Genomic DNA, 8825 nt, shown 5'->3' with positions numbered 1-8825 from the left:
GCATTGATAGCACCTTTGAGAATCCGTTTCTGGATTGCTTAAGAATCCCCATCCGCCTACGCGGTGGGGAGTATCAAGAGTATCCTTTAGTACCAGATAGTTCGACAAAAATCAATCAGTCATCCTAGAACGTACCTTAACCAAAACGCCCTGAAATATAGTCTTGGGTTCGAGGGTCTAGTGGGTTGTTAAAGATTTGCTCTGTAGCGCCAAATTCAACCATTTGACCAATCCGACTTTCATCGGTGCTAAAGAAAGCCGTAAAATCAGAAACACGAGCGGCTTGCTGCATATTGTGGGTAACGATCGCGATCGTCAACTCAGACTGTAAACTGTGGAGTAGTTCCTCAACTTTCATGGTGGCGATGGGGTCAAGAGCAGAACAAGGCTCGTCCATCAGGAGAACCTTCGGCTTGACTGCTAAAGCACGGGCAATACATAATCTTTGTTGCTGACCACCAGAAAGCCCTAAAGCTGATTTATCGAGCTTATCTTTGACTTCATCCCAAAGAGCAGCACAGTGAAGTGCAGATTCAACAATTTCATCTAATTCAAATTTTGAATATCTACCTACGATTCTCATCCCGTAGGCAACGTTCTCGTAAATGTTTATTGGGAAAGGATTCGGTTTTTGAAACACCATACCAATTTGGCGGCGTAATCGATTGATGTTGACACGAGGAGCATAAATATTTTGACCAAAAAATTCTACATCTCCTTCAACTTTTACGGGCCCTTCTAATTCGCTAATGCGATTAAGAATTTTGATGAAGGTAGATTTGCCACAACCACTAGGGCCAATAATTGCGGTTATTTTGTTTTGGTAAATATCTATTGACACCTTTTCAATTGCTTTGATTGTGCCATAGTAAAAGCTGATATTTTTAACTTTGATAGCTGGAATTAGGTTACTCATGCAATTCGTAATTCGTAATTCGTAATTCGTAATTAAGGCATATAGAATAAGCCTTGATCGCTGGCGGCTTACCATTTTAATATCATACTTTGCCAACATAGAAAACAATACAAAAAATTATTTATTTTACTTTAGTCTTTTCTGCCTAATAACTAAGCGAGAAATAATACTGACACCTAAAATTAAGCCGATTAGAACTATAGAAGTAGTCCACACTAATTGACTTTTTTGTGGGTCGGGGTCGTTGTAGAGGTTAAAAATTAATACTGGTAAAGAAGCTGTTGGACTTAACAATCCTTCTGACCAATCTAGACTAAATAAAGCAGTAAAAATTAAGGGTGCTGTTTCACCAGCAGCACGAGCTACAGCTAATAAAATTCCTGTAGTAATTCCGGGAATTGCAGTAGTTAAAACAATGCGAAAAGTAGTTTGGAAGCGAGTTCCGCCTAAAGCAGCAGAGGCAAGGCGTTGAGATGTGGGAATCAGTTTTAAGGATTCTTCTGTTGTTAGTATAATTACAGGTAGCATAATTACGGCTAAAGCAAAACCACCTGCGATCGCACTAAATCCTTTAGTAAGCAAAACTATTACACCATAAGCAAATACGCCTACAACAATGGAAGGCACACCTGTAAGGATGCTGGCAATAAAACGAACAATACTAGTGATTGGGTTGGTTTGACCAAATTCCGCCAAGAAAATTCCTGTCATTATCCCTGTAGGAATGCTAAAAATAGCACCAATTATCACCATGATTATGGTTCCCAGAATGGCATTGCCAAAGCCGTTGTCAATCACTGCTTTGACAAACATATCTGATTTGAGTCCAGATATTCCCCGAACGAAAATTTCCCACAAAATTGATAATAAAGGAATGAGTGCTAGACCTGTAAAACCAAAAGCGATCGCATTCATCATATAAGTAAACATTACTCGTTCTGTTGGCAGAGGACTGCATAATTCTCTCGCCAGAGATTCATCAGTTTCTGACTGGATATAACCACTCATATTTTTACAAACTTTGATTGATAAATATCTTGTATGCTGAGGTATTTGTAATAATTTAAAAGTGAGATGGGATTATTTATTTTTCCTACCAACCCACTTCACCAAGAGTACAGCTCCAATATTTACAGCTAGAGTCAACCCAAATAAAATCAATGCCAAATAGCTTAAAGCACCGATATGCAATCCCGGTTCAGCTTCAGCAAATTCATTAGCTAATACAGAGGGAATTGTATAAGCTGGATCGAGTAAAGAAGCACTAATTTGAGCAGAGTTACCAATCACCATAGTGACGGCCATTGTTTCACCTAAAGCTCGTCCTAAAGCAAGCATGGCTGCACTCACTATTCCAGAAAACCCAGATGGTAGTAAGACTCGAAAAATTGTTTCCCAACGAGTGCTACCCAAAGCCATAGATGCACTACGTAATTCTTTAGGGATAGCCATTAAGACATCACGACTAATTGCTGCCATTGTGGGCAAAATCATGATGGCGAGAATAACTCCAGCAGTCAATATATTAGTCCCAGAAGGATCTTCTGTATTAAACAGTGGTATCCATTTTAAATTGCTGGCTAGCCACTTTTGTAGAGGTTCTAGAACTGGAATAAAGACAAAAATTGCCCATAAACCAATAATTACACTAGGAATTGCTGCAATTAATTCAACAACAAATGCTAGGATGGTTCGCAGCGATGTAGGTAAGAAATTTTCACTGGTGACTAAGGCTACTGCCATTCCCACTGGGACAGCAAATAAAATAGCGATCGCACTACTTACCAAAGTTCCATAAATATAGGGTAATGCTCCAAAAATCTGATTACCCGTATCCCAATTTTGGCCCCACAAAAACCCCACTCCAAACTGCTTGATGGCTGGTAGAGCTTCATGTAAAATTACCCAACTCATCAAAAATAAAACTGCAACAGTAATAACGGCAAAAAAGTATACTAGCCGTGTAAAACCTTGGTCAAACCAGAAATTTGTGCCACTTATTTCAGTTAGATTGAAACTTTCATCACCTAGATTTGAATCATCTGATAAATTTGCCATTACAAATCAAGAAAATAAATTTTTTCTTAGTACTAGAGCAAGTTATTAACTCACTCTAGTAGGAAAGGAAATTAGTAAGATTATCCCTCTATTTCCTTTCTTAAGAGAGAATCTTAAAAGCCTCTTTTTTAAAGGTGGTAGGGGATCTCTTTTAGGTAAGTGTTAAAGATGACAAATTAAGGTTTGACTGAACTGTTTACTGTTTGAAGCACCCGATTTGTCACATCCGATGGAATTTTGGTGTAGTTGAGATCATCGTTATATTGTTGACCCTCTTTCAATACCCAATTAATCCATTTCTTAATTGCATCAGCTTTAGCAGCATTAGCATATTGTTTGTAAACCATCATCCAAGTAAGGCCGACAATGGGATAACCTTGTCCAGGATCTCCTACAAAAACGCGGTAGTTATCTGGAAAAGTGACAGTTGACAAAGCTGCATTTGCAGATTCTAAAGAAGGAGCAACAAATTCTCCTCTCTTATTTTGTACCAATGCTGATTTGAGATTATTTTTGACAGCGTAGGCATATTCAACATAACCAATAGAACCAGGAGTACGAGCTACTATAGCAGCTACGCCTGGATTCCCTTTGCCTTTGAGGACATTTGGCAAATTCCATTTTGGAGCGGTGTTAGCTCCAACTCTACCTTTAAAATAACCGCTAATGGTACTCAAGTGATTAGTAAAAATGAAAGTTGTACCGCTACCATCGGCGCGAACAGCAAATTTAATTGTTTGATTTGGTAGATTAGCACCTGGATTATCAGCTTTAATTTTCGCATCATTCCATTTGGTGATTTGACCTGAATAAATTGCTGGTAATGTAGCGCGGGACAATTTAAGATCGTTAACGCCCGGAAGATTGTAAACAACAGAAACAGCACCTCCTGCTGTGGGTACTAAGATTGCACCATTCTTGACTTTAGCGATTTCATCATCTTTCATTGCAGCATCACTACCACCAAAGTCAACGGTTCCAGCGATAACTTGACGAATACCGCCGCCACTACCAATTGCTTGATAGTTAATTTTCAAGTCTGGATATTTCTTCTTAACTTCACGAGCATACCGTTCGTAAAGCGGAGCCGGAAAAGTTGCTCCTGCACCATTGAGAGTTTCAGCTTGTGCGATCGCACCAAAAAATGGACTCAGTGCAACAGAAGTTGTCACCAATGAAGTAGCAACGACACGATTCAAGATGGTGGTCGAAAAAATCATATTACCTGTGATTAAAGGAATATCTTGCTGCTGTAATTACAGCCTTAATCAAGTTACATTTTTTATGGTTAAACTTTATTTAACAATTGATAAAAAAATAATTAAGATCCGCTTAACTCTTGATTTAAAATGTTTTTTGCTTATTGATATTTGATTGATTAGATTAGTTGAATAAAAATACAATCGCAAAATAATTAAATTTGTTTTAAATAACTAAAAATGATTCAATCACAAAGTTTAAGGAATGTAACTTCAGTAGAGAAGGGATAAAAATCTGTGTTTATCGGTGAGTAACTTAAATTAAGTAGCAATCCTAAATCATTCGTGGTTAGGCTGTGCATTTACACGAAATCAGGATCTTGTTCCTCATAATATCGCTCACGATATTCTTCAGAGGGATGTCTTCTGTGGCGAGCATAGACACTATAGCCATCAGCAAATTTAAGAGCAGGCTCCCCTTCAGCATGGAGCAGATTTTCTGCATCAAAAGACAACTTACAAGGGCGATCGCGATTACCTCTGCGACTTTTTCTTGCTGAATTGATTCAGTTGATATTTGTATCGATCGCCACTTGTCTCTATAGAAAGGAAGCATTGCCTCTTGTTCATCAGATAGTTCGGTGATGATGTGTTTTCGCATATCATTTGTACGTCTTGGCATATTTAAGTACAAGAATAGTAGGTTGGCTTGAACGACAATAATCAAAATTGGTACAATGCCAAATAAGCTGTTATGCAGCTAAGTTTAATAAACAGCATTACCTTTATTTTTAATCTGACACTCCCATTTAATAATAAGACCACCTTCATTTAGCAATTTATTTGACAATTATTCTAGCTGTGATACAGACTCGAACAATCTATTCTTGAGAAAGAGAGTTTTTTGCTGGCATAATATAGCTGATACTAAATTAGTTGCTTAGTTTTGCATTATACAATTAAGCTGCGTAGCAGCTTAATTCATAATTAGTAGTCAGTTTTCAGAGGTTGGAAACTACTGACTACTAACTAATGACTTAAAAATCTAAAATCGGCCAGTCTGGTTCGCGATAATAGTGTGTCATGTTGTCAAATTTTCGCAACTCGACACGATCGATCGAGAATTCTGGCAAATTCAACAGCCATTGTTCATTCAATTGAGAAAGCTTTGTGCTGAAACTTGTACGGTCTAAGTCAGATGAAACCTCCCCAAAATAAGCTAATGTAACATGGGCTGTGAAATGATAATGCTGCTCAATACCCAAAGCAATTAACTTGGGATTTTGATAAATTGTTCGGCGAAATTTAATAATTTCCTCGTAGCAGCGTTCATCTTGGGGTACTAAACAAACGGCTATAGCTCTTGGCATCAGTATCAGTCCCAACATTTGCCATTTAATCGGATGACTCCTATTTGTCATCAATTGTTGATATTGCTGAAATATTTCAGCTAAACGAGAGTGTAATTCCTCGTCAAATTTGGGATTTTTTTCGTATGCGTCAAGGTAAGCACTGTCCCAAATTAAATCCGCTAAAGTCAGATGAAAGCTAGCAGGAGGTAGAGGTACAATCAAATCACGGTTTACAGGCAACTGTAAAAGTTCCTGTTGGTAAGTCTGTAATTTGGCATAGAAAGCAGAGTTGTCTGATTCTTCTCCTGCCGGCGGGGTAATTAGCGTATAGCCAGGAAAGGACGCTGCTTGTCTCAAGCCAGAATGTTGCTGAAATTTATAAGATTCCTGAATATGCTGGGCTTGGGATCTGTAGGCTTCTGGCAGGGTCAGTCGTGCTAACCGATTTAAGTAAGTTTGATAGTTGTCGTCCAATCTTTATAGCCTCACGCTCTCACTTGATAGATTTTAGGGAAAATTACCCCGATTAACAGAATGATTTCAAAAGTATTTAGTTTTTGGGTGTGATGATTGAAGGATAAGGGAGTTAGGAGTGAAAAATTATAAGAATTCTTTCCTAATGCCCAATTGAGGTTTATCTATGCCAATTTATGTTTACTGGGGTGAGGATGATTTTGCTATAGAAAAGGCGATCGCCCTTTTGCGCGATCGCGTCCTCGATCCCGACTGGATAAGTTTTAATTACACTGCATTCACCCCAGATCAAGCTGATGCTGCTATCCAGGGGTTAAATCAGGTGATGACACCCACTTTTGGCGGTGGTGGGCGCTTGGTATGGCTGATAAATACTACTCTGTGTCAGCACTGTCCAGAGAACGTCTTAGCGGAACTGGTGCGATCGCTACCTGTAATTCCCGAAAACTCATTTTTATTACTTACCAGCCGCAACAAGCCAGATGAACGCCTCAAATCCACGAAATTGTTAAAGCAATTTGCTACTGAATTCCGAGAATTTCCCCTCATTCCCCCTTGGAAAACAGAATTACTGGTGCAATCTGTTAATCAAGCAGCCCAGACTATGGGCGTGAAATTAACTGCCAATACTGCCCAACTGTTGGCGGAATCCGTTGGAAATGATACACGATTACTCTACAATGAAATAGAGAAATTGCGGTTATATGCCCAAGGTAGCAACAAGCCTTTAGACGTAGATACTGTTACAAAGTTAGTAAGAAATACTACTCAAAATAGCTTACAATTAGCAGCAGCAATCAGAACGGGAGATACAGCGAAAGCTTTGACAACCTTAGCAGATTTGATCGATGCTTCCGAGCCAGGATTACGGATAGTTGCCACACTGATTGGACAATTTCGCACCTGGCTATGGGTCAAGATTATGATAGAAAGTGGTGAGCGCAATCAACAAGCGATCGCTCTTGCTGCTGATATCGGTAATCCCAAACGGATATACTTCCTCCAGCAAGAAATAAAACTGCTTTCTGTGCAACAGCTAATCTCTTGTTTCCCTCTACTATTGGAGTTAGAAGTCAGCCTTAAGCAAGGAGCATCAGAAATGTCAACATTTCAGACTAAAGTCATCGAACTTTGTCAAGTCTGCCGAGGAAGTTGACAATCAAATATAAAAACTTGATGTATTGAGCAGTTGCTGGAACTTCCAACTCCGAAAATAATTCAAAGTCCTTATAATATCCCTGATGTAGTTTTGTGTCACATACTATATGAAGAAAATTTCTGATTTATTTTCCCAATCTAGCCGAAAACGAATCCTTTGCCAATCATTTTTTTTTGGCGCGATCGCGACTGCAAGTGTGATTTCTAACGCTTTTTCATTGAGTTCAAAAGTTTATAGTCAAACTCCACCACCAATAGCTAACAATACTCAAATCAACAGCTACGCTCAAGCCGTGCTAACAATGGAACCAGCCCGTCAAAATGCCTTTGAAGAAATTAAAAAACTTATTGGCAATGGAGAAATTCCCAAAATTGTTTGTAACGATTCTAACAGCATAACTGGTCTTCCTAGAAAGGCTCAAGATATCGCAGTAAATTACTGTAATCGTTCTCAAAAAATTGTCCAAGATAATGGTTTGAGCATCGATCAGTTCAACAAAATTACTATAGAGCTACAAAATAACGATATCTTGAAACAGCAGGTCTATAACACCTTATTACGGTTACAAAAAAGTCCTGATTCTCCTTAGTTCAAACTTGTATATAAATTAGATAGGATTAAGTTTAAAATAACTACCCCTGTATGAAAGCAAGGGCTAGTTATTGATTATCTACAAAAAACTGCAAGGATGGATTCAAAAAATGCTTCTTTGTGGATAAGAGGTTATTACTTATTAACCTATTGCATTTTATAAAGCAATTTTTATCGCGATCCCATCGGTCAATATATCAGATAGGTTTGATTGTCGCTTGGTGTGAATATTTTTCATGTGCTTCTTCACAGTGTTTATGGTGATGTAAAGCTTTATAGCAATTTCTTTGTAGCTATAGTTGCTTCGATAGAGAAACCAAATTTCAGCTTCTCGCGGCGTGAGGTCAAATTTTTGTACTTCAGTGAGTGCTACATTTTTCACTGACTCACATTGGTTTTCTATGGTCACTAATAAACAAGGCTTTTCAAACCCGTCTAAATCTAGTAGTCTCACTCTAATCCGAAAAACATTTGACTTATCAAGGACAATTTCATCCGACAGAATCAAAAGTTTATCGGAAAATAAATACTTACTACTGAGTAATAATTTACAAATACTCCAGATAGCTGACGGTACAAAACTCTGGTTGAAATTGCCTTGATTGAATTGAGAACAAAGGCGATTAGCAGATGCATTCGTATGAACTATTTCACCAGTTTGGCTTAATATTAATATACCGTCTTCTAAGCCTTCAATTACTTCTTGTAAAAAATTAACTCGCTTCGAGTTATGTAAGTCAATACTATCTGGCTGTTGCAGTTCTGCTACTATTTTTGTTTTGGCGCTCATAGGAAGTATTTAATGTATAAAATCATGCTGACTACAACCAGTAAATGTATGTTTTTTTACATAATTTTATTGAAATACTTAATCCATAATTCCATAATTTATGTAGCCTATTTGAATGAACTCAGGTTACATAATTTAAATACAACTCTGAAATTACCTATTTCGGAAGAGGCAAAATTTTTTATCTCTATGTAAATTAATTGTCTTAACTCAAGCCTATTGTTTTTAAGGGTAGCCACTGCGTTGCCTATTGAAGCAACTTTTACCTTAAGCAGCAAGAAAGCTC

The 8825-nt window shown here is 37.9% G+C and carries 9 protein-coding genes; 2 read left to right on the top strand and 7 right to left on the bottom strand.

Annotated features, from left to right (window positions below; translation table 11 throughout):
* Nucleotides 1-136 precede the first annotated feature (136 nt).
* The 6 genes from pstB to CDG77_RS15135 form a co-directional block, all read right to left on the bottom strand.
* The gene (gene pstB / locus CDG77_RS15160) at nucleotides 137-916 is read right to left on the bottom strand and encodes a phosphate ABC transporter ATP-binding protein PstB (protein ID WP_094330185.1); all 780 of its coding nucleotides are present in this window, start codon (nucleotides 914-916) and stop codon (nucleotides 137-139) included.
* Between the two features lie 126 nt (nucleotides 917-1042).
* Nucleotides 1043-1924: a phosphate ABC transporter permease PstA gene (gene pstA / locus CDG77_RS15155; protein WP_094330184.1), complete on the bottom strand. Its 882-nt coding sequence runs from the start codon at nucleotides 1922-1924 to the stop codon at nucleotides 1043-1045.
* A gap of 72 nt (nucleotides 1925-1996) precedes the next feature.
* A complete protein-coding gene (gene pstC / locus CDG77_RS15150) occupies nucleotides 1997-2974 on the bottom strand; it encodes a phosphate ABC transporter permease subunit PstC (protein ID WP_094330183.1) in 978 nt (325 codons plus the stop codon).
* Between the two features lie 176 nt (nucleotides 2975-3150).
* Nucleotides 3151-4194, bottom strand: coding sequence for a phosphate ABC transporter substrate-binding protein PstS (gene pstS / locus CDG77_RS15145; protein WP_094330182.1), 1044 nt, complete (start codon nucleotides 4192-4194; stop codon nucleotides 3151-3153).
* Nucleotides 4195-4522: 328 nt separating this feature from the next.
* On the bottom strand, nucleotides 4523-4855 hold the full coding sequence (locus CDG77_RS15140; RefSeq protein WP_094330181.1) for a hypothetical protein: 333 nt from the start codon (nucleotides 4853-4855) through the stop codon (nucleotides 4523-4525).
* A gap of 355 nt (nucleotides 4856-5210) precedes the next feature.
* Nucleotides 5211-5999, bottom strand: a complete 789-nt coding sequence (locus CDG77_RS15135; protein ID WP_190233983.1) for a DUF1868 domain-containing protein — start codon at nucleotides 5997-5999, stop codon at nucleotides 5211-5213.
* Nucleotides 6000-6165: 166 nt separating this feature from the next.
* Between CDG77_RS15135 and holA the strand changes: the two genes are divergently transcribed.
* Nucleotides 6166-7155: a DNA polymerase III subunit delta gene (holA, locus tag CDG77_RS15130; protein WP_094330180.1), complete on the top strand. Its 990-nt coding sequence runs from the start codon at nucleotides 6166-6168 to the stop codon at nucleotides 7153-7155.
* A 109-nt stretch (nucleotides 7156-7264) separates the two neighbouring features.
* Entirely contained in the window at nucleotides 7265-7747 is a 483-nt protein-coding gene (locus tag CDG77_RS15125) for a DUF4168 domain-containing protein (RefSeq protein ID WP_094330179.1), read from the top strand.
* Between the two features lie 159 nt (nucleotides 7748-7906).
* On the opposite strand, the gene CDG77_RS15120 is transcribed toward CDG77_RS15125, so the two are convergent.
* Entirely contained in the window at nucleotides 7907-8539 is a 633-nt protein-coding gene (locus CDG77_RS15120; RefSeq protein WP_094330178.1) for a helix-turn-helix transcriptional regulator, read from the bottom strand.
* Between the last annotated feature and the right edge of the window lie 286 nt (nucleotides 8540-8825).

Origin of the sequence: Nostoc sp. 'Peltigera membranacea cyanobiont' 213 (assembly GCF_002245975.1) — a bacterium.
Taxonomy (GTDB): Bacteria; Cyanobacteriota; Cyanobacteriia; order Cyanobacteriales; family Nostocaceae; genus Nostoc.
This window is presented reverse-complemented; position numbering and strand designations above follow the sequence as displayed.